Genomic DNA, 21,397 nt, shown 5'->3' on the forward strand with positions numbered 1-21,397 from the left:
CTCGGACGGGCTGGACCGGCCGTCGTTGAGATCGGCCCGTCGGAGCGAGATGCGGTCAGAGGCTTCGGTATGAGATCGTCTGTCTCGCCCCGGTTTCGGCGGAGCGGGCGATCGCATCGACGATCTTCGCCACCCGGTAGCCGTCTTCGAGAGTTGCTCCGTGCGGCCCGATGGGGCCGTCTGTCGCAATCGCCTCGAGGAGATGCCCGATCTCGTGTACGAAGCTGTCCTCCCACCCGATCATGTGGCCGTGTGGCCACCAGTGCTCCCAATAGGGGTGGTACGCCTCAGAGACCAGAACGGTACGGAACCCTTGAGCGTTGGACGCAGGCGTCGTTTCGATCAGATGGAGCTCGATCTCGTTCATCCGCTCCTGGTCGAAGATCACCGTTCCGGTTGTCGTGCTGATCTCAAATCGCATGTGATTCTTTCGCCCCGGCGCCACTCGCGTGGCCTCGAGCACACCTAGGGCGCCGTTGCTGAAGGAGATCAGCGCGTCGAACGCATCATCGACATCGACGTGGCCGCCGGGCCGCTCCTCGGTGAAGGTCCGGGCGTTCGCGGAGACGGTCTCCGGCTCGCCGACGAGGTAGCGTGCGAGATCGATGATGTGGGACCCGAGATCTCCAAGGGCGCCCGATCCTGCGATCTTCTTCTCGAGCCGCCATGATGTCGGAAGGTTGGGGTCGACCAGCCATTCCTGGTGATATCGGGCCCGGAAATGACGCACTTCTCCCAAGGTGCCGTCGTCGAACAGGCTCTTGATGAGACGAATAGCTGGAAAGAAGCGGTAGTTGAAGGCGGTCATCGCCTTCACGCCAGTCTTCTCGACCTCCGACCAGACCTCGAACGCCTCATCCGCCGTACGACCGAGTGGCTTCTCGCAGATCACATGCTTGCCGGCCCGTGCCGCGGCGATGGTCGGTTCGACGTGCTGATCGTTCGGGCCGGTGTTGTCGAAGATCCCAATGTCAGGGTTCGCGATGATGTCTCGCCAGTCGGTGGTGGACCGCTCGAAGCCGTATCGATGAGCTGCCTCGGCGACCGCGTCTTCGGTACGGCCGGCGATCGTCACGAGACGGGGCAGGAGAGGCGGCGGCCAGTACGTGTAGGGGATTTTCTTGTACGCATTGACGTGGGCACGCCCCATGAAGGCATAGCCGAGCATCCCGATACCGATCGAGGGGACGTCGCCGTCCGCACCCTTCGCATCGCCCTGGGAGAAGAAAGATGGTGAGTTGCTCATCGTCCGCTCCTAAACCAGCCAGAAATGCTGCGCCTCGGGGTCCATCGGCTCCTTCACGATCAGGGGCCGAAGGTACTCGATCGCCTTCTCGGCTCCATCGCGCTCGCTCATCACCGGATCCTCGTGCTCGTACGACATCACGTAGTCGTAGCCGACCTCGAGAAGGGCCGTGATAACTCTCTTCCAGGGCACCTGACCCCACCCGACCACGCGATAGCGGGCGGCGCGGCGCATGTTGCGCCACGACCCCGTGGAAAGGACGCCATCACGACGAATCTCGTCCTCCTGCACCTCGAAGTCCTTGGCGTGCACGTGCAGGATCCGGTTGCCGAAGGTCTTGATGAAGACCACCGGGTCGATTTGCTGCCAGATGAAATGACTCGGGTCGAAGTTGAATCCCCAGTCGTCGCGATCGAGCTTCTCGATCGCAGTCTGGGCGGTGGTGATGTTGTACGCGATCTCGGTCGGGTGCACCTCGTGCGCGAATTTCACACCCAGCTTCGCGAACTCGTCGAGGATGGGGTTCCAGCGCTCCACGAACAGATCCCAGCCCTCGTTGTAGATCTCGAGGTGCTTTGGAGGCCAGGTGTACCACGAACCCCACACCGTCGACCCGAAGAACCCGTTCACGACGGGGATCTCGAGATCGGACGCCGCCTGCGCCGTACGGATCAGATGGGCCTTGCCGTACTCGAACATCTCCTGCTTGTCGGTGGTCACCGACCAGTCGTCGAAGCTGGCGTCGTTCGGGGGCAGCACCTGCTGGGCAGAAAGGTGGTCCGACAGGGCGGAAATCGACAGCCCCCGCGAAGCGAGCATCTTCTTGAGGTCGCGTCCGTACTGCCTGTCATGCGTGGCTTGGTCGAGATCGAAGTGACCCGATCCGTTCCAGGTGGTCAGTTCCACGGCTTCGTAGCCGAGACCGGCGACATAATCGGCTACTTCGTCCAGAGGCTTGGAGTCGAAGAGCGCCGTGAGGATGCCGAGCTTCATTCTGAGTTCCCTCTCCCTTGAGGACGGGCGCCAGGGGTGGTCGCCCTCGTTGCTTCTATGATGGATCGTTCTTGAGTCTATGTCTATATGAAATGTTTTTCACATCATGACGATGATTCATCCCGGTGCTTCGGATCGACGGAATCAGCGTCCCGGAATGGACTCGTCGCATCCCTGCGGATCCTGGATCATTCGGAGTTCGGCGCGAGGTCGTCGGAGGTCGTGATCATGCCACCTCACGTTCACCGTGGTGTCCTGCGCTAGGCGAAGGCGCGCGCCGACCAGGTCCGCCATGCGCGCGTCCACGGTGCCCGCGAAGCCCGGTCGAGCTCCCTGGCGCATCGGCGGGGGTGTGAATGCCCCCCGCCCCCCGCGTACCGGCTACCCCCAAGGGGTGAACGTTCGACGCATCCAACTGGTTAGTAGGTTTGCCTCAGCTTCATGCGCGAATCTCGCCCCTACGTCATCGCCGCCATCACCACTGCGGCGCTCGTCCTAGACTTCATCGACACGACGGCGGTGGTCGTCGCCCTGCCGAGCATCGGCACCTCGGAGTGGCCGACCCGGCGGGGATGGGCGCCGTCGTCATCTCGTATCTCGCCGCGTTGGCCGTATCGATGCCACTGAGCGGATGGCTCGGCCAGCGCTTCGGCCCACGGATCACGTTCGCCGCAGCCGTGTCGGTGTTCCTCGCCGGTTCCGTCGGCGCGGGCCTCGCCGCGAACCTGCCCCTTCTCGTCGCGGCCCGCGCGATCCAGGGCCTCGGCGGTGGCGTCCTGATCCCGCTCGCACTGGCGACCGTGCTCGTTGCGTTCCCCGAGGAACTCCGCCAGCGCGCATCCGCCATCGTCGCGGCGCCTGCGGCCGTGGCGCCTGCGCTCGGCCCGATTCTGGGCGGCCTCATCCCCTCGGGTGGGGACTGGCGCTGGATCTTCTTCATCAACGTCCCTGTCGGCGTGCTCTGCGTCGTAGGCGGATTGCGCTTCCTGCCCGACCAGCCCAGAAGTCGCGAGCGGTTCGACACCGTCGGCTGGGTCTTGGCATCGATCGGTGTGCTCGGCGTCGTCATAGGACTCTCGATCGTCGAGTCGGCCCTGCCGCTGGGGCTGGTGGCCGTCGCCCTCGGTGCCGCCGCCATCGCCTCGCTCGTGGTCTACGAGAGGCGCGTCCGGTCTCCGCTGATCCCCCTGACCCTGTTCGCGCGCCGCCCGTTCGCGGTGGGACTGTCGGTGATGTTGGTCGCCTCAATCGCGTTCAGCGCGCTCATCTTCACCCTGCCCGTGGCCAGGCAAGATCAACTCGGCGAGTCGGCCGTGGAGTCGGGCTTCGTCCTCCCCGCCCACGCCGTCGGCATCATCGTCATCACGCCGCTGGCACCTCGCCTGGTCTCTCGCCTCGGCGCGCGCCTGGTGCTCCTGGCGGGGATGGCGCTGTGCGCCGCAGCGACGCTCGTCATCGCCCTCAACGTGGCCGCCTCACCCTGGTTGACGGCGCTGCAGCTCGCGATCGCGGGTGTCGGCTTCGGGCTGAGCATCGTCCCGCTCCAGACCGTCCCCTTCCAGCGGATGGACGACGAGTCGATTGGACGCGGAACGCCTCTGCTCTCCCTGGTCCGTCAGATCGGGGCAGCGATCGGGCCGGCCGCGGCGGCGGCGGGCATCGCGATCGGCCGCGGCGGCGGTGAGTCCGCCTCATTCGTCACGGCCCTGCTCAACTCCGCAGGGTTCGCGGCGCTCGGCGCGGCGATCGCCACACTCACACCTCGGTCCTAAGCACTTCCGCCACGGCCTCGACCGCCGCCTCGGCGCCTTCTCCCTCGGCCTGAACCGAGACGACGTCCCCGTTCGAGATGCCGAGACCGATGATCGCCAGGACGCTGACCGCGGGCGCCGTCCTCCCCTGCTCGTTCGACAGGGTGATAGAAGCGGAGTGCGCGCGGGCCGCGGCGACGACGAGCCCCGCGGGCCGGGCGTGGAGCCCGTGCTCCGAGGTGATAGTGACAGTCTGGGTTGGCATGGGGGTCTCCTTGGTGACTAGTGGGAGGACTGTGCTCTGGACGGGAGCGCGTTCTGGCGAATCACGCTCTCGTACCAATACGAGCTCTTCTTGCGGATGCGCCTGAGGTCTTTCAGGTCGGTGTCGGTGCGGTCGACGTAGATCAGCCCGTAGCGCTTCGCCACTCCCTGGTGGGTGGATATGAGGTCGATGGCCGACCACGGGCAGTACCCGAAGACGTCGACCCCGTCGGTGAGCGCGAGCTGGAGCTGCTCGAGGTGGCTGCGCATGAACTCGATACGCTGGTCATCCTCGATCGACCCGTCGTCACCCGGTGCCTCGATGGCACCGAGACCGTTCTCGGTGACGATGAGCGGCAGACGGTACCTGTCCCAGATCTCCCGCATGGTCGACCGGAAGCCGACCGGGTCGATCTCCCACCCGAAGTCGTTGGTGGCGAGATGGGGGTTGGCCACGCCGCGGTAGACGCCGACCTCGCCGGACACGAGATGCTGGTCGCCACCCTGGGGCAGTTCATCGTCGGCACCACGCGGAGCGCCGGCCGTCTGCGACGTGTAGTAGTTGAACGCGATGAAGTCGGGTTTCGCCGCGGCGAGCGTGTCCAGATCCCCGTCGGCCACCTCGGGGGTGTAGCCGTGTTCCCGCAGGTAGGCCCACGCGGTCGGGTGATAGGTGCCTCGCACGGCGACGTCGAGGTAGAGCCAATTGCGGATGGCGTTGTAGTCGGATGCGGCGATCACGTCCCGCGGATCGGAGGAAGCGGGGTAGATGAGCGAGATGTTCGGTGCGGGGCCGAATCGGGCCGCCGGCGCCATCTCGCGGCCCGCGACGACCGCCCGTGCCTGGGCCAGGAAGAGGTGGTGGTTCTGCTGGTAGAGGGTCTTCCGAGCGCTCGGAGCGGAGGCGTCGAGGGTGCCGATCGCCGACCCGTGCAGGATCATGATGTTCTGCTCGTTGATCGTGATCCAGTGCCTCACCCTGCCCCCGAACTCCTCGAGGAGCACCCGGGCATACCGCTCGAAGGCGTCGATGGTCGCCCGGGAGGACCATCCGCCTTTCTCCTCCAGAGCCTGCGGGAGGTCGAAGTGGTACATGGTCACGACCGGCTCGATCCCGTGGGCGATGAGCTCGTCGATGAGATCGCCGTAGAAGCGGAGACCGGCGGGGTTCACTTCACCGTCGCCGTCGGGGATGACGCGAGACCAGGAGATGGAGAACCGGTAGGCCGTGAGCCCCATCTCGGCGAAGAGGGCGACGTCCTCCCGGAACCGGTGGTAGTGGTCGGTCGCCACGGTGAAGTCGGCGACACCGGGGCGGTGCGGTTTGGCGTCGATGACGGAGGGGCCCTTGCCGTCGACATTCCAGCCCCCCTCGACCTGGTAGGCGGAGGTGGAGGCACCCCACAGGAATCCGGTAGGGAATGGTGTCGGTTCTTGGTAGTCCATCTGTCGTCTCAGTCGGTGTCGCCGGGCCGGCGGACACGGTGGATGTGGAGCATGAGGTAGAGGATCTCCTCGGAGGGCACGCTCGTCCCGTACCGGTCTTCCGCGTAGGCAGCCACTGCGACGGCGGCGCGGTAGACCTCTTCGTCACGAGCGCGGAGGAGGTCGAACATCTCCGCGTCGGCGCCGTGCAGGGGGGAACCCTCCTCGAGTCGCTGCACGAAGTACTTGATGTGCGTGACGAATCGCAGGTAGTCGTTCGAGCCCTGCCCGGCGGTGATCCCGACCGTGCGGCGCACGATCGCGATGCTCTCCTGCACCGTTTCGGAAGTGCGCATGGTCGCCGGCATGTCGCCGGTGAGCGAGGCGTTGACGAGGTGCATCGTCAGGTAGCCCACCTCGTCCAAGGGCAATGTGATGTCCATCTGCTCGGCGACCTGTCCGATCATGTCGAGCGCCACTGCGAACTCGGCGGGGTATGCCCCCCGCACCTCCCACAACAGCGGGTTGTCGAGGCGGCGGTCGTTGCGCTCGCGTTCGATGGCGGCGTGCAGGTGGTCTGCCAACGCGAAGTGCGCCCGAGGCGTCAGCCGGATCCCGAGACGGGATTCGGCTGACGCCGCCAGGGTGTCGGCCAGCTGCAACACGTCGTAGGGCAGGTCGACGACGAGCGCGCTCATCTCGGACGTTCCGCCCTCGGGTTCGAGCACGAAGCGCTTCTCGACCTTCGATTCGTCGACCGTGTCGCCCGGCCGCACCTGGAAGCCCAGACCCAGACCGGTGAGGATCGTCTCGGTGCCGTCGGTGACCACCCTGATGATGTTGTTGTTGTAGACGTGGTCGACTTTCACGGCACGACTATCTCACCCGGGAGAGGGAGACCGAGAGCAGCGGGTCGCCCGCCGCGACCGAACCCGAGACCACTTCGGTCAGGGCTTCGGCCGAGGTGATGCTCGTGAACACCACGGGAGTGATGATCTCGATGCCCTCCGCCCGGATGGCGTCGAGGTCGAACTCGAGGAGCACGTCACCGGCCGACACCGAGTCTCCGGTCGCGACCCGGGGCGTGAAGTGACGCCCGCCGAGGTTGACCGTGTCGATGCCCACGTGCACGAGGATCTCGGTTCCGGAGGTGGACTGGAGGCCTATGGCGTGACCGGTGCGGGCCACCGAGACCACCGTGCCGTCGAATGGTGCGCGCAGCTCGCCGACGGTCGGGGTGATGGAGACGCCCGCACCCAGGGCACCCCCGGCGAACACGGGGTCGGGCACGCTGCTCAACGGTGAGACTGTGCCGGTCAGGGGACTGCGCACGACCTCGCCGGTCGCACCTGGAGTCGACGCCGGGGTGGCAGGCACAGGCATCGGCGTGGTGGCGGGCACAAGGGCCGGCGCGGGCGCGGCAGCGGTGGTCTCCGTCGTGTCGGCCGCGGTGTCGCCCGGCTTCGCCTTCTTCTCGTATCCGAAGACGAGAACACCGACCACACCGAGCACGAAGGCGACGCCGATGCCGAGGAGGTAGCCGCCGATGGGCTGGAAGCCCGGGATGGTGAATACGTTCTGGAAGAGGAACCCTGTCGCCTGCACACCGAAGGCCCCGTTGATCGCCCCGCCGACGGCGGCAGCGACGACGAGGATGGGGATGAGCCGCCGGTAGCGCAGGATGACGCCGTAGACGATCGGTTCGGAGACGCCGGCGAGGGCGCCCGACGCCGCTCCGGCTCCGGCAACGGCCTTGAGGTCGGCGTTCTTCGACACCAGCAGCACGCCGACGGCGACACCTGTGAGGGCGAAGTTGTAGCCGGCCCAGCCCGCGAGGATGCTGTCGGTGCCCGTGGCCGACAGGTTTGCCAGGATGATCGGGATGAGGGCCCAGTGCAGTCCCAGCGTTACGAGGAACAGCATCGAGCCGGCGATCAACGCTCCGGTGAGGATGCTGCTGGTCGAATTCAGGAACTCGACACCGGTCGCGATCCACTGACCGAGGTAGACCCCGAACGGCCCGAAGGCGAGCATCGTGAGCGGCACGACGATCAGCAGGCTGATGAAGGGGATGAGCACGAGGTGCAGGTTCTTGTGCAGCCATCGGCGCAGGGTCCGCTCGATCACGGCCAGTAGGAGGACGGCGATCATGACCGGGAACACCTGCGACGAGTAGGCCATGAGCACCATCGGGATGCCGAGGAACGAGCTTACGTCTCCGGTGGTCCCGAGGGCGGTGAACGTCGGCTCCAGGAGAGCCGCCCCTACGACCCCGCCGACGTAGGGGTTCGCCCCGAGCTTCAGGGCCGCCGTGACACCCACGAAGATGGGAAGGAAGTAGAAGACCGCATTGCCGGCGGCGTTCAGCACGGCGTACGTGGACGAGTCGGCGGCGAGCCAGCCGAACGTGGTCAGAAGGGCGAGCAGCGTCTTGATCATGCTCGAGCCCACCAGGGCCCAGAGCAAGGGCGAAAAGGTGCCGGACACGAAGTCGAAGACCCGGTCGGTGACACGGCGGCCCCGCGAACGGGTGTCCTCCGCACCGGTGGGGGTGGTGGTCGACGAGGTCGAGGGCGTGAACCCGATGGCGTCGAAGACGTCGGCGACAGCATTTCCGACCACGACCTGGAGCTGCCCACCCCGCTCCACGACCGAGATCACGCCGGGCGTGCTCTCGAGAGCCTTTTTGTCGACGCGAGCGCTGTCCTTCACCGTGAAGCGCAGGCGCGTCGTGCAGTGCTCGAGCGTGTTCACGTTGTTCATCGTCCCCACGTGGAGAACGACGTCGTCCGCGAGTTGCGAGACATCGACCATGATGTTTCCCTCAATCCGTTGTTCAAGTCTTCGGCATACGGGCACAAAAAAAGACCTGACCGACAAGAGGACTTGTCTGTCAGGTCTTGCCCGCCGAGCGGTCACAATCCTGAACGCCCGAAGACGTCGGAGTTAGCATAGGCGACCGGGAAGAAGCCGTCAAGAGAGCTCGAGCACGCCCACGAGGGCCTCGGATCCATCTACCGAACCCATTGACCGAGTTGAATGGTGCAATGATGCAACAGCTCACTCCCCGCGTGTTCACGGAGACTACAGTCCGTGGCTGCAACCCGTCGTTCGTCGCGACGGACAACGGCGTCGTCGTGATCGACACGCCCCAGCTGCCCACGAAGGCCGTCGCGATGCGGCGTCAGGCCGAAGAGCATGGCGCGATCCGATACGTGATCAACACCGAGCACCACGTCGACCACATCTTCGGAAACTACTACTTCAAGAGCGCGGGCGAGGTCGTCCATCATCAGGGCGTCTACGACAACTTCATGACCGTCTACCCCGAGCTCGATCCGTTCGCCTACGCCCTCGAGGCCATCCCGACCGACGACCCCGAGGGCGAGAGCCTCATACCCGACCGGGATGAGTACTATCGCGACCCCAACAAGGGCACGATCGTCTTCACCGGCGACCTGACGCTCCGGGTCGGCAACCACACGTTCGACCTGCTTTACACCCCCGGGCACACGCCGGGCCAGATTGCCGTGCACGTTCCCGAGGAGCGGGTCGTCTTCACCGGGGACACCGTGTTCTGCGAGTGCCAGACCTGGCTGATGACCTCCGACGTCGATCAGTGGATCGCGTCGATCGATCGGCTCCGCGCTCTTGACGTGGACTACCTCGTTCCCGGTCACGGGCCGGTCACCGACATCCGGTCACTCGATGCTCAGCGCGCGGTGCTGTTGGAGTGGACGTCCGCCGTGGCCGTCGGGGTCGCGAACGGATGGACTCGGGAGGAGACCATCGAACGGGTGGACTTCTCCGATCGGTTCCCGGTGGATGTCGGCCAGGGCTACATGATGAACTACATTCAGACCCTCAACGCGGGCTCGCTCTGGGACAAGCTGACCGCGGTGTAAGTTCCACCGCGGTCAGCCTGTCAATCTCTCAGGCGGTGCGGTCGGTGAGGTGCTCGACGAAGAAGTCCCGCGCCGTGGTCACCGCGGTCTCGAAGGACGCCCCGCCGTACGGGTCGTAGTGACCGCCCGGGAGGATCTCGAGCCGCTTGGGCTCGAGGGCTTGTTCGAACGCCGCGAGCGGCAGGTCCGACGAGGCGACCGTGTCGTCCTGCCCGACCATGATGAGGAACGGAGTCGGGCTGATGCGGTCGATGTAGGCCCGCGGTTCGTACTCGGTGAGCTTCTCGAGGCTCGCCACGGTGACGACGTTCTCCCAGGCGGGCGCGTTCTGCGCCGCATTGCTGAACCACTCGTACGAATCGGCGGTCGGGAAGGCGACGCTGGCCATGGGGTCGGGGTCGACGATCGGGATGGTCGCGGGCGCGGCTCCAGCGAACCGGTCACGTCGGTCCTTCTCCCAGGCCGCGCGCTGGTCGGGGAGGAGGTCCTGACGCACCAGGCGCCGGACGGCGGCGAAGCCGCTGACCACCGGCACCTGGGCGGAGACGGCCTTCACCCGTCGGTCGACGGCACCGAGGATGATGACGTGACCGCCGGAGTAGCTCGTCCCCCATGCTCCGATCCGCTCCGGATCGACGTCGGGTCGGGTCTGGAGGTAGGAGACCGCGTGCCGATAGTCCGTCATCTGCTGCCAGGGGTCGATCTCGAATCGGGGCTGGCCGTCGCTGGCACCGAAGTTTCGATGATCGAACACCAGTACCGCCAGGCCCGCGTCGACGAACCGGAGCGCGTATTCGTGCAGGCCCATCTCCTTGAGGGCTGCGAACCCGTGGCTCATGACGACCGCGGGGGCAGGGGTGGACAATTCCGGCGAGTAGAACCATCCTCGAAGGGTGACGCCGTCGGCGTCGAACTCGATGTCAGTGCGCATAGATGTTCTCCTTAGAAAATCAGTTCGCCAGCTGGCGAGAGAGCTCGTCCGCATCGAAGACGGCGTAGAAGCTGCCGATCAACCCGTCGTCGTCGAGGAAGAACGTGTTGATGCCCGACCAGCGGACGGGGTTGCCGGCGGCGGACAGACCGCTTCCGGTCCAACGGACCGATGTGACCGGTCCGGCCGTGATCACCTCGTCCTCCTGGATGCCGTCGAAACGGCCCCAGGTGGGCAGGAAGCCGGTGAGCATTATCCGGAACGCGTCGCGCCCGACCAGCGGCGGGGTGCCGGCTGGGTCGTACCCGACTACGTCCGCTGCGAAGACGCTCGCCCACGCGTCGGGGTCGTTGGCACGAAGCGCTGCGAAGTAGCCGGCCACCACATCCGGCGCCTGACGCTCCGAGTCGAGGACCGCGGCGATGGCCGCCTCCGCGACCCGCTTGTCCTCGAGCGCGGTCCCGCCCGAGACGCCCACCGCACCGACGACCTCACCGTCGACTGTGATCGGCACTCCGCCGGCCATGGGGACGAGGTCGTCGACCGCTGCCGCGACCATCGCCACCCCCGACTCTCCGAAGGGCTTCGCGCGTTCGAACCAGGTCTCGGAGGGAGCCTTGAAGCTGACCGCGGTGTAGGCCTTATTGCGCGAGATACGCTCGGAGTGGAGCGGCGCGCCCGGCAGGCGCTGGAAGGAAAGCGTCACGCCCGACCGGTCGAGGACGGAGATGCAGAAGGGCTTGCCGACGAGCGCCGCCTCGTCGACGGCCGCGCGGATGAGGCGCTGCGCAGCGTCGGCGGTGAGGGTCGGCACGGTCTCGGTGGTGGGTGTCATGGTGGTCACCTTTCAGGAAGAGGTCGGGTGGGGGGCTCAGACGAGGCGGGCGCCGCCATCGACGTGCACGGTGCTCGCCGTGGTGTAGCCGTTGTCGATCAGGTGGAGCACGGTCGAGGCGATGTCGGCGGGTCGGCCGACGCGGCCGGCGGGCAGCGAGCGCCCGGTCTCCTCGAAGAAGTCCGCCGCTCCGTCGCCCAGGTGCGCCCATCCCTCGGTGTCGACGACGCCGGGGCTGACGGCGTTGACGCGGACCGGTGCCAGCTCGATGGCCAGTGACCGGGCGAGGCCTTCGATCGCGGCGTTGACGGCGGTGACGGCGACGGTGCCCGGGCCGGGCCGGTCGGCGGCGACGCCGGAGAACAGGGTTATGCTGCCGGTCGGGGGCAGGGCGAGGCCGAACACCTGGGCAGCCCGGTAGTAGCCCCAGAATTTCGCGAAGACAGCCTGCGCGTCTTCGACGGAGAGCTCCGCGAAGGGCGCGTAGGTGAGCGCCGCAGCGGAGAGCACGAGGTGATCGATGGGGCCGAGGATGGCGGCTGCCGCACGGATCGACTCGATGTCATTGAGGTCGATGCCGATGCCTTTGGCCGAGCCGCCGATCTCGCGGGCGACGGCGTCGGCGCGGGCCTGGTCGCGACCGGCGACGATGGCGATGTCGCCGCGGGCCGTGGCCTGCTCGGCGATCGCTCGGCCCATTCCGGAGGTTCCTCCGACGATGAGGATGGTCGAGGTGCTGCTCATGGTGTGCCTTTCGTGTGGTGGGGGGTGGTGGGTCAGCGGGCGAGCAGGTCGATGCGGGCGATCTGCGCGTCGGTGAGCTCGAACCCGTCGAGGTCGATGTTCTGGGCGATCCTCGTGGCGTTGCTCGATCGGGGGATGGCGACGATCTCCTTCTGCAGCATCCACCGCAGGACGACCTGTGCTGCGGAGACCTGGTGCTCAGAGGCGATCGAGGTTAGCTCGGGTCGGGCGAGGAGCGGTCCGCCCTGTCCGAGGGGAGACCAGGCCGTCGTGGCGATGCCGCGTCGCCGGTTCTCGGCGTGCAGGCTCGTGCGAGGTTTGAGAGGGTTCAGCTCGATCTGGTTGACGGCCGGCACGACGTCGGAGGTCTTCGCCAGGAGGTCGAGATCGGGTTCCGCGAAGTTCGACACCCCGATCGACCTGACATCGCCCTGGTCGAGCAGGTGTTCCATGGCTCGCCACGTTTCGGTCATGATCTGGTCGTCGGACTGCGGCCAGTGGATCAGGAACAGGTCCAGCGCGTCGACGCCCAGGTGCCGGCAGGAGGTGGCGTACGAGCGGAGGGTGTTCTGGTAGCCCATGTCGCTGCGCCAGACCTTGCTGGTGAGGAACACGTCGTCGCGGGTCAACCCGGCGTCGCGGATGCCCTCCCCGACCTGTTTCTCGTTCGCGTACATCGCCGCGGTGTCGAAGGAACGGTATCCGTCCGATGCGGCGATGGCGACGGCCTTGCGGCCGACCTGCCAGGTGCCGAACCCGATCAGCGGCATCCGGTGGCCCGAGTTGAGTGCGATGGTGTCGGTGGTGGTGATCATGCTGCTGCTTTCGCTTCCTTCGGGGAATCGGCCGTTCGCCGCGTAGAGATGACCCAGGTCACGGCGGCGATGAGGATGAAGACGACGCCTTCCTCCGCGACCCGCACCATGCCACCGTTCGCGAAAGCGATCGGGCCGAGGAGCGCTCCGAGGGAGCCGCCCAGGAAGACGAAGAACATGAAGAGAGTGTTGGCCTGGGCCGATGCCCCGGGGTTTGCAGCCAGCACCCTGTTCTGGTTCGCAGACTGGATGGACTGGTTCGCCCACGTGGCGAGGAACATCGTGATGGCGAACAGCACGATCAGCTGCGAGTCGAAGATCATCGCCACGGTCGACACGAGCAGCAGGCCGAGGAAGACACCCGTCACCGGCATCGGGCCGAAGCGATCGATGAACCGGCCGCCGAACGGCGTGACGACCCCGGCCGCGAGGCCGACCAGCCCGAACAGCCCTGCGGCGAGGACGCTCCACCCGAACGGCGCCCCGGTCAGATGGAGCACCATCACGGTCCAGATCGAGTTGAACGTCGCGAAGACGAAGAACTGCATGATCGCGGACTGCACGAGCACGGGGCTCCGCTTGACCAACGCGAGCGTCGACAACAGGAGTCGTCCGTAGCTCTGCGGGGCTCCTTCCCCGGGCAGGTCCCCCCCGAGTGCGCGGCGCACGAACGGGAGCACCACCAGCACCAACGCCGCGAAGAACACGACGACGAACCGCCACCCGATCGCCTCCACCAGCAGGCTCGCGACGATCCGGCCACCGAAGATGCCGATCAGCAAGGCGCCGACGAGGGTGCCGGTGGTGGATCCGCGCCGATCCTCGGGCGAGAGCCGGTTGGCGGCAGGGATGATGATCTGCGCGATGTTGGCCACGAGCCCCACGATCAAGAAGCCCACGGCGACGCTGACGACCTCGGGGAGGACTGCGGAGACAGCCAGTGCCACCGCGAGGATGATCGACTGGATCGTCACCTGCTTGCGCACCTGTATTCGGTCCCCCAGCGGCACCAGCAAGAGGATGCCGAGCGCATAGCCGGCCTGGACCGTCGTCGCCACGGCGCTTGCCGCCCCGGGCGCCACTCCGAGGTTCTCGGCCATGTCGGTGAGAAGCGACTGCGGCAGGTAGATGACACTCACCGCCACTGCGGCGGCCACCGCCAGTACCACCAGTCGGGATGTCCATGGACGGTGCAATTCGTTTTCGGTCATCGACTCCCTTTCCAACTTGTTAGTTACATTACTCGTTGGTTAGAATAATGTCACCTCGATGACGAGGAAGAGACAGGAGCACCGTGCCGACATACAACAAAGCTCAGACCAAAGCCCGGATTTTCGACGCCGCCGTTGACGAGTTCGCAGCCCGGGGCATCGCGGGCGCGCGCGTCGACCGCATCGCCGAGGCAGCCGACAGCAACAAGGCGCTCATCTACAGCTACTTCGGCAACAAGGAGGACTTGTTCGCCCAGGTGCTCCAGCAGCGCCTCACCGACCTCGCAGAGGCCGTCACACTGCAACCTGATGCCGTTGCCGAGTACATCGGCGAACTCTTCGACTTCATGGTCGCCAACCCCGACGTGCTTCGCCTCGTGCAGCACGAGACCGCCCACTTCGTCCCCGGAGCCGCCCCGCACCGCGAAGCGCGAGAAGCCCACTATGCAGAGAAGGTCGCCGCCGTCAGTGCCGCCCAGGCCGTCGGTGCGATCGATCCGGCACTCGACCCCCATTTCGTCGTGCTCAGCCTGATCGGCCTCGTGAGCTGGTTCGTGGCCGCTCCGCAGATTACCGAGATGGTGCTCGCACGCAAAGTCGACCCCGACGTCCAGGCCGCGTACCGGGCACACCTGGTCACCATGGCGAACCGAATGCTCCAAACTCCCGGGCCCTCAGCCCCCTGACTCAGGAAGGTCCACATGGTCATCCCCACCCTCCCCTTGAACGACGGCCACCGCATTCCACAGATCGGGTTCGGCACCTGGCCTCTGACCGACGACGAGCTCCCCGAGCTCGTCCGCACCGCCATCGACGCAGGTCATCGCCACATCGACACCGCCGCCGCCTACGGCAACGAGACCGGGGTAGGCGCCGGTATCCGCTCCAGCGACATCGATCGGGCGGAGATCTTCGTCACGACCAAGATCGGCAACGACTCGCACGGCTTCGACGACGCCCGACGGGCGGCCGACGATTCCCTGCGAAGGCTGGGCACCGACTACGTCGATCTGCTCCTCATCCACTGGCCGATGCCGCAACAGAACCGGTACGTCCAAACGTGGCGGGCCCTGATTGCGCTGAAGGAAGACGGCAAAGCGCGGTCGATCGGTGTGTCCAACTTCAAGCCTCCCCAGCTCGAGCGGCTCATGGCCGAGACCGGCGTGGCGCCCGCGGTCAACCAGATCGAACTGAACCCCGTCGTCCGCCACGACGCGCTGCGCCGCTTCAACGCCGAACAGGGAATCCTGACCGAATCGTGGTCCCCGCTCGGGCCCACCACCGGCCTGCTCACCGACGAACGGCTGGCGTCGATCGCCACGAAGCACGGCAAGTCAGTGGGGCAGGTCATCCTGCGCTGGCACCTCGACCTCGGGCTCGTGGCCATCCCGAAGTCGGCCACCCCCGCCCGCATCGCCCAGAACATCGACGTCTTCAACTTCACCCTCGACGACGATGACCGCGAAACAATCGACTCCTTCGACCAGGGCTTCGACGCGGTCTACCCGGAGCACCTGGCCTGACCCGCCAGCGCGGCACCTGCTCCATCCTCGAGTGCCTCGACAATCTAAAGGTTACCGAGACAGCCGCCGCCCCCTGAGACGACCATCCCCCTCCTCCCCGCGTTGCGGGCTTCCGCAACGTCTCACATTGTCGTCTCAGGCGTGTGCGTGTCTCACCGGCGCTTCCGACAGTTAGCGAGACATTGTTCCGAGAGCGCACCATTGGCCCGAGCAAGCGGCAGTCGGTGGCGAGCAACGGGTCAGGCGTCGGCCGCGAGCTGCTGCGCCCCCAGCACCGCGAGCAGCGCGAGCTTCTCAGCACTGGGCGTGCCCGGCGTCGCCGTGAACACGAGCAGCGACTGCTGCTGGTCGGGGTCGAGCACGATCTGGCAGTGCAGCGTGAGGTCGCCGACCTCGGGATGCTGGAACCGCTTCTCGTCGGTGTAGCGCAGGTCGACGCCGCCGAGCTCCCAGATCGCGGCGAACTCCGGGCTGACCTGTTGCAGGTGCCGCACGAGCGCGGCCGCCTCCGAGTCGGGGCCGGCCTGCGCCGCGGCCGCCCGCAGCTGCGCCGCCTTCACCCGACTGTGATGCGGGTGGTCGGCGGCGGGGTGGATACTGCGGGTCTCGGTCTCGACGAACCAGCGGTAGGTGGCGCTGCGGGAGAACCCCGTGCGTCCCGTCTGGCGGCCGAGCAGCGCGACCGCGGCATCCGTCTGCACCAGCGCCTCGCCGAGTGAGCCCATGATCTGGGCGGGGGTGTCGGCGAGCCGGTCGAGGATGCGCATGAGCCCCGGACTCACGTGATCGCTCGACGCGGTGCGGCTCGGCGGGCGGTGACCGGCGAGCAGGAAGAGGTGGTCGCGCTCGGCGAGGGTGAGCCGGAGGCCGCGGGCGAGGGCGGCGACCATCTGCTCGGACGGCTGCGGGCCCGAACCGCGCTCGAGCCGGGAGAGGTAGTCGGCCGACATGCCCGAGAGCTCGGCGACCTCCTCCCGGCGCAGCCCGGGTGTGCGGCGGCGCTGTCCGCGGCGGAGCCCCACGTCCTCGGGCTGCAGCACCTCGCGGCGGGTGCGCACGAAGTCGCCGAACGCGATCGGGTCCATGGGTCGTTCCTCCGGGGTCGTGGTTCTTCCACTCTTCCCCGTTCGCGCCGCCGTATCCACTGCACGGCGGTCAGTGGATGACCGTGTCCTGGTCCGTCCGGCGTGCGGCGGGTGCAATGGAGTCATGGACATCACCAACAGCACCGTCTTCATCCCCGGCGCGACCTCGGGCATCGGCCTGGGGCTCGCGCTCCGACTCCAGCAGGCCGGCAGCACCGTCGTGGTCGGCGGTCGCCGCCCCGACCTCCTCGAGAAGGTCGCCACCGAGCACCCCGGCCTCCACACCGCCCTCATCGACACGACCGACACCGACTCGATCGCCGCCGCCTTCGACGACGTGACCGGCCGATTCCCCGAACTCGACACCCTCATCACGATGGCGGGCATCATGCAGCCGGAGGATCTCCGCGACCCGTCGTTCCTCGCGACCGCCGAGGCGACGGTCACCACCAACCTCCTCGGGCCGATCCGGCTCATCGCGGCCTTCGAGCCGTTCCTCGAGACGCAATCCCGGGCCACCATCATGACCGTCTCGTCGGGCCTCGCGTTCGTGCCGCTGCCGGCCACACCGACCTACAGCGCGACCAAGGCCGCCATCCACTCGTTCACCGAGAGCCTGCGGGTGCAGCTGGCCGACACCTCGGTGCAGGTGGTCGAGCTGGTGCCGCCCGCGGTGCGCACGAGGATGCTGAACCAGGACGAGCTCGGCACGGGCATGCCGCTCGGCGAGTTCCTCGACGAGACGATGGCGCTGCTCGCCGCCGACCCCTCGGCGCCGGAGATCCAGGTCGAGGACGTGAAGTTCCTGCGGCTCGCGACCGAGCGCGGCGCCTACGCCGAGACCCTGGCGCTCCTGGCCACCCGCACCCACTGACCGTCCGCGACCCGTCAGTTGTTGTCGCTATTCGGCGCGGATGGCGACAACAAGTGACGGGTCGGCGACAGTCGGGGGCGCCAGGCCGGGGGGGGTGGCGGCGCGACAGTCGGGGGCGCCGGGTCAGCCGGCGATGCGGATGAGCTTCTTGTTCACGAACTCCTCGAGCGCGAAACGGCCCATCTCCCGGCCCGAACCCGAGCGCTTGACGCCGCCGAACGGCAGCTCGGCCGCATCCCCGAGCACGAGGTTGATCCAGACCATCCCGGCGTCGATCCCGTCGGCCACCCGGAGCGCCTGCTCGTCGTCGGTCGTGTAGACGTACGAACCGAGGCCGAAGGGGGTGTCGTTCGCGAGGCGCACGGCATCCCCCTCGTCGGCCACCCGGTAGAGGGCGGCGACCGGGCCGAAGAACTCCTCGCGGTACGCATCCATCTCGGGCGTCACGTCGGCCAGCACCGCGGGCGGGAAGAAGTTGCCCCGGGTCTCGCCCTTGGCGAGCACGGTGGCGCCCTGGGCGATGGCCCGATCGAGCTGCTCCTGCAGCCGCTCGGTCGCGGCCTCGGACGACAGCGGCCCGAGCACCGTGCCCTCGGCCATCGGGTCGGCGGGCTGGGCCGCCGTGAACGCGGCGGTGAACTTCTCGGCGAACTCGTCGAACAGGCCGTCGACGACGATGAACCGCTTGGCCGCGTTGCACGACTGGCCGTTGTTGTCGAGGCGGGCGTTCACCGCGTCCTGCACCGCGGCATCCAGGTCGTTCGTCGACAGCAGGATGAACGGGTCGGAGCCCCCGAGCTCGAGCACGACCTTCTTCAGGGCCCGCCCCGCCGCCTCGGCGACGGCCGAACCGGCCCGCTCGGAGCCGGTCACCGAGACGCCCTGCACCCGCGGATCCTCGATCACGGTCGCCGACTGCTCGTTGGTGGCGAAGAGGTTGATGTAGACATCCGGATGCGCGCCGGTCGCGTCGACCGCATCCGCGAAGATCTGAGCGATGGCGGTCGCCGACGCCGGACACTGCGGCGCGTGCTTCAGCAGGATCGTGTTGCCGGCCACGATGTTCGGGCCGGCGAACCGGGCCACCTGGTAGTACGGGAAGTTCCACGGCATGATGCCGAACAGCACCCCCAGCGAGGCGCGGCGGATGAAGGCCGAGCCCCCGCCGTCTTCGAGCTCGATCGGCTCGTCGGCGAGGTACCTCTCGCCGTTGTCGACGTAGTACTGGTAGATCGCGGCCGCGAAGTCGACCTCGCCCAGCGCCTGCTCGAGCGGCTTGCCCATCTCGCGCACCGCGAGGGCCGCGAGCTCGTCGCGCCGCTCGAGGTGCAGGTCGGCGACCTTCTGGATGAGGGCGGCCCGGTCGGCGATCGGCACCCGGCGCGACCAGTCGCGGTGGGCGGCGGCCGATCGGGCGAGCGCGTCCTCGAGTGCCTCGTCGGTGATGGTGGGGTACTCCTCGAGCGTCTCGCCGGTGGCGGGGTCGACGACGGCGTAGTGGGTCACTGGGATTCTCCTCCGGTGATGCGGGCGGTGGTGGATGATTCGGGGCTCGCGGCGGGGGCGCCGGATGCGGCGGCGCCGGCTTCGGGCGCGAGCTCGGCGATCACCTCGGCCGCCAGCCGGCGCCCGACGCGGATCGCGCCGTCGACGTGCTGGTAGCCCTCGGCCGCGAGGTCGCTCGACCCGAAGCGCAGCGCGCCCACGGGCTCGAGCTGCGCCGCGCCGTAGCGGGTGAGCCCGCCGAGGTCGAAGCTCGCGGCGTAGGCACCCTGGGTCCACTCCTCGGCGGCCCAGTCGCTCTCGTAGTACACGGTCGGGCTCTCGGCCTCGGGGCCGAAATAGGCGGCGAGCGAGGCCAGGATCGTGCGCTTCCGCTCCGCGGGGTCGAGGCGGAACATCGCATCCGCCTTCTCGTCGGAGACGAAGCCGACCAGGGTGCCCTGCTCCTCGCCGTAGTTGGAGTTGTCGTAGGCCTCGTGCACCACCTGGTAGGGGCTGAAGGCCGTGCCGGAGAGGCCCTTCGCGCGCCAGAACGGGGTCGGGTAGGTGGCGTGCACCTTGATCACGAGCCCGAGCGACTGGTGCTGCTGCAGCTGCTGACGGATGCGCGGGAGCGGCGGGCGGTACTCGATGCGGTCATAGAGATTGGGCGGCACGGCCACGACGACCCGGCGGGCGGCGACGGCGAGGGTGTCGGTCACGACCGTCGCCGCATCCGCCGACCAGTCGATGTGGCGCACGGGCTGACCGAGTCGCACGTCGTCGCCGAGTCGCTCGGCGAGCGTGAGCGGCACCGATTGCAGCCCGCCGACGACCCGGCGGTCGAGGATGAAGTTGGCATCGACCAGGTTGCTGAAGCTGCCCGCGCTGGCGGCCATCAGTAGCGCCTGCAGCAGCGAGAAAGCGTGGGCGGGCTTGGTGAGCATCGCGTCGGCGATGAACAGGGCGATGTTCTCGACCGCCTCGGCGTCGTCGCTCTGCTGCTCGAGCCAGCTGCGGAACGAGATGCGGTCGAAACGGGATGCCTCGGGGTGCTCCCATGGGGCGGCCGGGTCGGTCTGGGCGACGAGCTCGTCGAGCACGACGATCAGGCGCTCGATCTCGGCCTTCGTGTGCTCGCCGGCCGGGAAGATGTCGCCCGTGAAGCGGCCCGGCACGCCGTCGGGGCCGATGTAGACGCTCTCGCCGTCGCGGTAGCGCTCGTAGGTGGGCAGGCCGAGCTCGTCGAGGGTCTCGAGCAGTGCGGTCTGATCGGGCGAGACCCACTGGCCGCCGAGCTCGAACATCTGGCCGTCGATCCGGTCGGTCCAGAGCCGGCCGCCGACGCGGTCGCGGGCCTCGAGCACGATCACGCTCAGGCCCGCCTCGGCGAGCTTGGACGCGGCGGTGAGGCCGGTCGCTCCGGCGCCGATCACGACGACATCCCGTTCGAGGTGTTCAAGTTCGGGCACGACGACTCTTTCCGTTGGTTTCAGAGCACTCCACGACGGATCCCGGAGCGGTACGCCACGGTCACAGCCGCTTTCGATGGTAGCCGTCCCGGCTCCGCGCGCCTAGTGCCCGCCACCCTCCCGCCCTCGACTGTCGCCGACCCGGCACTTGTTGTCGCCATCCGGCGCACGTAGCGGCAACAACTGACGGGTCGCGGACAGTGGGCGTGCCCCATCCGCACCCCACCTCACCCCCGACCCGGCACTTGTTGTCGCCATCCGGCGCACGTAGCGGCAACAACTGACGGGTCGGGGACATGGGGGGGCGGCGTAGGGTCGGAGGATGCGAGAGGGCGGGGGGTTCGTGGTGCGGCGCACCGTCGAGGACGACTGGCGCGAGGTGCGCGCACTCCGGCTCGAGATGCTCGAAGACACCCCTCTGGCCTACCTCGAGACCGTCGCGCACGCCGAGCGCCGGTCCGAGGCCGAGTGGCGCGCCTGGGCCCGGGACGGCTCGGCGGCCGACGCCATCACCGCCGTCGCCGTGACCGACGACGGGCGCTGGGTCGCCTCGATGACCTCGAAGGTGCCGCGCGGCGCATCCGGGGCCTTCCTCTACGCGGTCTACGTCTCGCCCTCGCATCGGGGCCGCGCGGCGGGCGTCACGGATGCGGTGCTCGACCGCATCGAGGAGTGGGCGGCCGAGCGCGGCGACACCCTCACCCTCGAGGTGCACGAGCACAACGACCGCGCCGTGGCGGCCTACCGCTCGCGCGGCTTCGTCGAAACGGGAGTGACCCGCCCCTACCCCCTCGACCCCGCCTCGGGCCGCGAGCTCGAGATGCGCAAGCGCCTCGCCTGA

At 67.7% G+C, this 21,397-nt stretch carries 20 protein-coding genes; 6 read left to right on the top strand and 14 right to left on the bottom strand.

Annotated features, from left to right (window positions below; genetic code table 11):
- Positions 1-55 precede the first annotated feature (55 nt).
- A complete protein-coding gene (locus AC59HU_RS06330; RefSeq protein ID WP_497222511.1) occupies positions 56-1,246 on the bottom strand; it encodes a Gfo/Idh/MocA family protein in 1,191 nt (396 codons plus the stop codon).
- Positions 1,247-1,255: 9 nt separating this feature from the next.
- Positions 1,256-2,239, bottom strand: a complete 984-nt coding sequence (locus tag AC59HU_RS06335; RefSeq protein ID WP_497222512.1) for a sugar phosphate isomerase/epimerase family protein — start codon at positions 2,237-2,239, stop codon at positions 1,256-1,258.
- Positions 2,240-2,793: 554 nt separating this feature from the next.
- Between AC59HU_RS06335 and AC59HU_RS06340 the strand changes: the two genes are divergently transcribed.
- A complete protein-coding gene (locus AC59HU_RS06340; protein ID WP_497222513.1) occupies positions 2,794-4,011 on the top strand; it encodes a DHA2 family efflux MFS transporter permease subunit in 1,218 nt (405 codons plus the stop codon).
- On the opposite strand, the gene AC59HU_RS06345 is transcribed toward AC59HU_RS06340, so the two are convergent.
- From AC59HU_RS06345 to AC59HU_RS06360, 4 genes are read right to left on the bottom strand one after another with little or no spacing between them, the layout of a single operon-like run.
- On the bottom strand, positions 3,995-4,255 hold the full coding sequence (locus AC59HU_RS06345) for an HPr family phosphocarrier protein (RefSeq protein WP_497222514.1): 261 nt from the start codon (positions 4,253-4,255) through the stop codon (positions 3,995-3,997). The two genes, AC59HU_RS06340 and AC59HU_RS06345, sit on opposite strands and share 17 nt — an antisense overlap.
- 17 nt (positions 4,256-4,272) lie before the next feature.
- On the bottom strand, positions 4,273-5,700 hold the full coding sequence (locus AC59HU_RS06350) for a glycoside hydrolase family 1 protein (protein ID WP_497222515.1): 1,428 nt from the start codon (positions 5,698-5,700) through the stop codon (positions 4,273-4,275).
- 8 nt (positions 5,701-5,708) lie between these two features.
- Positions 5,709-6,548 (bottom strand): PRD domain-containing protein, encoded by an 840-nt coding sequence (locus tag AC59HU_RS06355; RefSeq protein ID WP_497222516.1) that lies wholly within the window; start codon positions 6,546-6,548, stop codon positions 5,709-5,711.
- 7 nt (positions 6,549-6,555) lie between these two features.
- Positions 6,556-8,493 carry a glucose PTS transporter subunit IIA gene (locus AC59HU_RS06360; protein WP_497222517.1) on the bottom strand — a complete coding sequence of 646 codons (1,938 nt, stop codon included), beginning with the start codon at positions 8,491-8,493 and terminating at the stop codon, positions 6,556-6,558.
- Positions 8,494-8,726: 233 nt separating this feature from the next.
- Here AC59HU_RS06360 and AC59HU_RS06365 point away from each other — a divergent pair, with 233 nt between their 5' ends.
- Positions 8,727-9,584 (top strand): MBL fold metallo-hydrolase, encoded by an 858-nt coding sequence (locus tag AC59HU_RS06365; protein ID WP_497222519.1) that lies wholly within the window; start codon positions 8,727-8,729, stop codon positions 9,582-9,584.
- A gap of 28 nt (positions 9,585-9,612) precedes the next feature.
- Here the strand turns inward: AC59HU_RS06365 and AC59HU_RS06370 are convergent, their stop codons facing one another.
- Genes AC59HU_RS06370 through AC59HU_RS06390 form a run of 5 tightly spaced genes read right to left on the bottom strand, consistent with a single transcriptional unit; the run spans position 9,613 to position 14,066 of the window.
- Positions 9,613-10,515: an alpha/beta hydrolase gene (locus tag AC59HU_RS06370; RefSeq protein ID WP_497222520.1), complete on the bottom strand. Its 903-nt coding sequence runs from the start codon at positions 10,513-10,515 to the stop codon at positions 9,613-9,615.
- A 19-nt stretch (positions 10,516-10,534) separates the two neighbouring features.
- Positions 10,535-11,350, bottom strand: a complete 816-nt coding sequence (locus AC59HU_RS06375) for a heme-binding protein (RefSeq protein ID WP_497222521.1) — start codon at positions 11,348-11,350, stop codon at positions 10,535-10,537.
- A gap of 36 nt (positions 11,351-11,386) precedes the next feature.
- Positions 11,387-12,094 (bottom strand): SDR family oxidoreductase, encoded by a 708-nt coding sequence (locus AC59HU_RS06380; RefSeq protein WP_497222522.1) that lies wholly within the window; start codon positions 12,092-12,094, stop codon positions 11,387-11,389.
- Positions 12,095-12,126: 32 nt separating this feature from the next.
- The gene (locus AC59HU_RS06385; RefSeq protein ID WP_497222523.1) at positions 12,127-12,909 is read right to left on the bottom strand and encodes an aldo/keto reductase; all 783 of its coding nucleotides are present in this window, start codon (positions 12,907-12,909) and stop codon (positions 12,127-12,129) included.
- Positions 12,906-14,066 (bottom strand): MFS transporter, encoded by a 1,161-nt coding sequence (locus AC59HU_RS06390; protein WP_497222524.1) that lies wholly within the window; start codon positions 14,064-14,066, stop codon positions 12,906-12,908. The genes AC59HU_RS06385 and AC59HU_RS06390 overlap by 4 nt, the downstream gene beginning before the upstream one ends.
- A 137-nt stretch (positions 14,067-14,203) precedes the next feature.
- Between AC59HU_RS06390 and AC59HU_RS06395 the strand changes: the two genes are divergently transcribed.
- The gene (locus AC59HU_RS06395) at positions 14,204-14,806 is read left to right on the top strand and encodes a TetR/AcrR family transcriptional regulator (protein ID WP_497222526.1); all 603 of its coding nucleotides are present in this window, start codon (positions 14,204-14,206) and stop codon (positions 14,804-14,806) included.
- A 15-nt stretch (positions 14,807-14,821) separates the two neighbouring features.
- The gene (locus tag AC59HU_RS06400; protein WP_497222527.1) at positions 14,822-15,643 is read left to right on the top strand and encodes an aldo/keto reductase; all 822 of its coding nucleotides are present in this window, start codon (positions 14,822-14,824) and stop codon (positions 15,641-15,643) included.
- 239 nt (positions 15,644-15,882) lie between these two features.
- Here the strand turns inward: AC59HU_RS06400 and AC59HU_RS06405 are convergent, their stop codons facing one another.
- Complete coding sequence (locus AC59HU_RS06405) at positions 15,883-16,728, bottom strand: helix-turn-helix transcriptional regulator (RefSeq protein ID WP_497222528.1); 846 nt, start codon at positions 16,726-16,728, stop codon at positions 15,883-15,885.
- Positions 16,729-16,852: 124 nt separating this feature from the next.
- Between AC59HU_RS06405 and AC59HU_RS06410 the strand changes: the two genes are divergently transcribed.
- Positions 16,853-17,602, top strand: coding sequence for an SDR family oxidoreductase (locus AC59HU_RS06410; protein WP_497222529.1), 750 nt, complete (start codon positions 16,853-16,855; stop codon positions 17,600-17,602).
- A gap of 123 nt (positions 17,603-17,725) precedes the next feature.
- On the opposite strand, the gene AC59HU_RS06415 is transcribed toward AC59HU_RS06410, so the two are convergent.
- Both AC59HU_RS06415 and AC59HU_RS06420 read right to left on the bottom strand, forming a co-directional pair.
- Entirely contained in the window at positions 17,726-19,108 is a 1,383-nt protein-coding gene (locus tag AC59HU_RS06415) for an NAD-dependent succinate-semialdehyde dehydrogenase (protein ID WP_497222530.1), read from the bottom strand.
- The gene (locus AC59HU_RS06420) at positions 19,105-20,556 is read right to left on the bottom strand and encodes a flavin monoamine oxidase family protein (RefSeq protein ID WP_497222531.1); all 1,452 of its coding nucleotides are present in this window, start codon (positions 20,554-20,556) and stop codon (positions 19,105-19,107) included. Before AC59HU_RS06420 ends, AC59HU_RS06415 begins: the two co-directional genes overlap by 4 nt.
- Positions 20,557-20,878: 322 nt before the next feature.
- Between AC59HU_RS06420 and AC59HU_RS06425 the strand changes: the two genes are divergently transcribed.
- Positions 20,879-21,397: a GNAT family N-acetyltransferase gene (locus AC59HU_RS06425; protein ID WP_497222533.1), complete on the top strand. Its 519-nt coding sequence runs from the start codon at positions 20,879-20,881 to the stop codon at positions 21,395-21,397.

Source organism: Herbiconiux sp. 320_LB (assembly GCF_059691755.1).

Bases quoted from the DNA above. Each gene is read 5' to 3' on its own strand.
- AC59HU_RS06330 (WP_497222511.1), bottom strand. From the start codon at position 1,246: ATGAGCAACTCACCATCTTTCTTCTCCCAGGGCGATGCGAAGGGTGCG.
- AC59HU_RS06335 (WP_497222512.1), bottom strand. From the start codon at position 2,239: ATGAAGCTCGGCATCCTCACGGCGCTCTTCGACTCCAAGCCTCTGGAC.
- AC59HU_RS06345 (WP_497222514.1), bottom strand. From the start codon at position 4,255: ATGCCAACCCAGACTGTCACTATCACCTCGGAGCACGGGCTCCACGCC.
- AC59HU_RS06350 (WP_497222515.1), bottom strand. From the start codon at position 5,700: ATGGACTACCAAGAACCGACACCATTCCCTACCGGATTCCTGTGGGGT.
- AC59HU_RS06360 (WP_497222517.1), bottom strand. From the start codon at position 8,493: ATGGTCGATGTCTCGCAACTCGCGGACGACGTCGTTCTCCACGTGGGG.
- AC59HU_RS06365 (WP_497222519.1), top strand. From the start codon at position 8,727: ATGATGCAACAGCTCACTCCCCGCGTGTTCACGGAGACTACAGTCCGT.
- AC59HU_RS06370 (WP_497222520.1), bottom strand. From the start codon at position 10,515: ATGCGCACTGACATCGAGTTCGACGCCGACGGCGTCACCCTTCGAGGA.
- AC59HU_RS06375 (WP_497222521.1), bottom strand. From the start codon at position 11,350: ATGACACCCACCACCGAGACCGTGCCGACCCTCACCGCCGACGCTGCG.
- AC59HU_RS06380 (WP_497222522.1), bottom strand. From the start codon at position 12,094: ATGAGCAGCACCTCGACCATCCTCATCGTCGGAGGAACCTCCGGAATG.
- AC59HU_RS06385 (WP_497222523.1), bottom strand. From the start codon at position 12,909: ATGATCACCACCACCGACACCATCGCACTCAACTCGGGCCACCGGATG.
- AC59HU_RS06400 (WP_497222527.1), top strand. From the start codon at position 14,822: ATGGTCATCCCCACCCTCCCCTTGAACGACGGCCACCGCATTCCACAG.
- AC59HU_RS06405 (WP_497222528.1), bottom strand. From the start codon at position 16,728: ATGGACCCGATCGCGTTCGGCGACTTCGTGCGCACCCGCCGCGAGGTG.
- AC59HU_RS06410 (WP_497222529.1), top strand. From the start codon at position 16,853: ATGGACATCACCAACAGCACCGTCTTCATCCCCGGCGCGACCTCGGGC.
- AC59HU_RS06425 (WP_497222533.1), top strand. From the start codon at position 20,879: ATGCGAGAGGGCGGGGGGTTCGTGGTGCGGCGCACCGTCGAGGACGAC.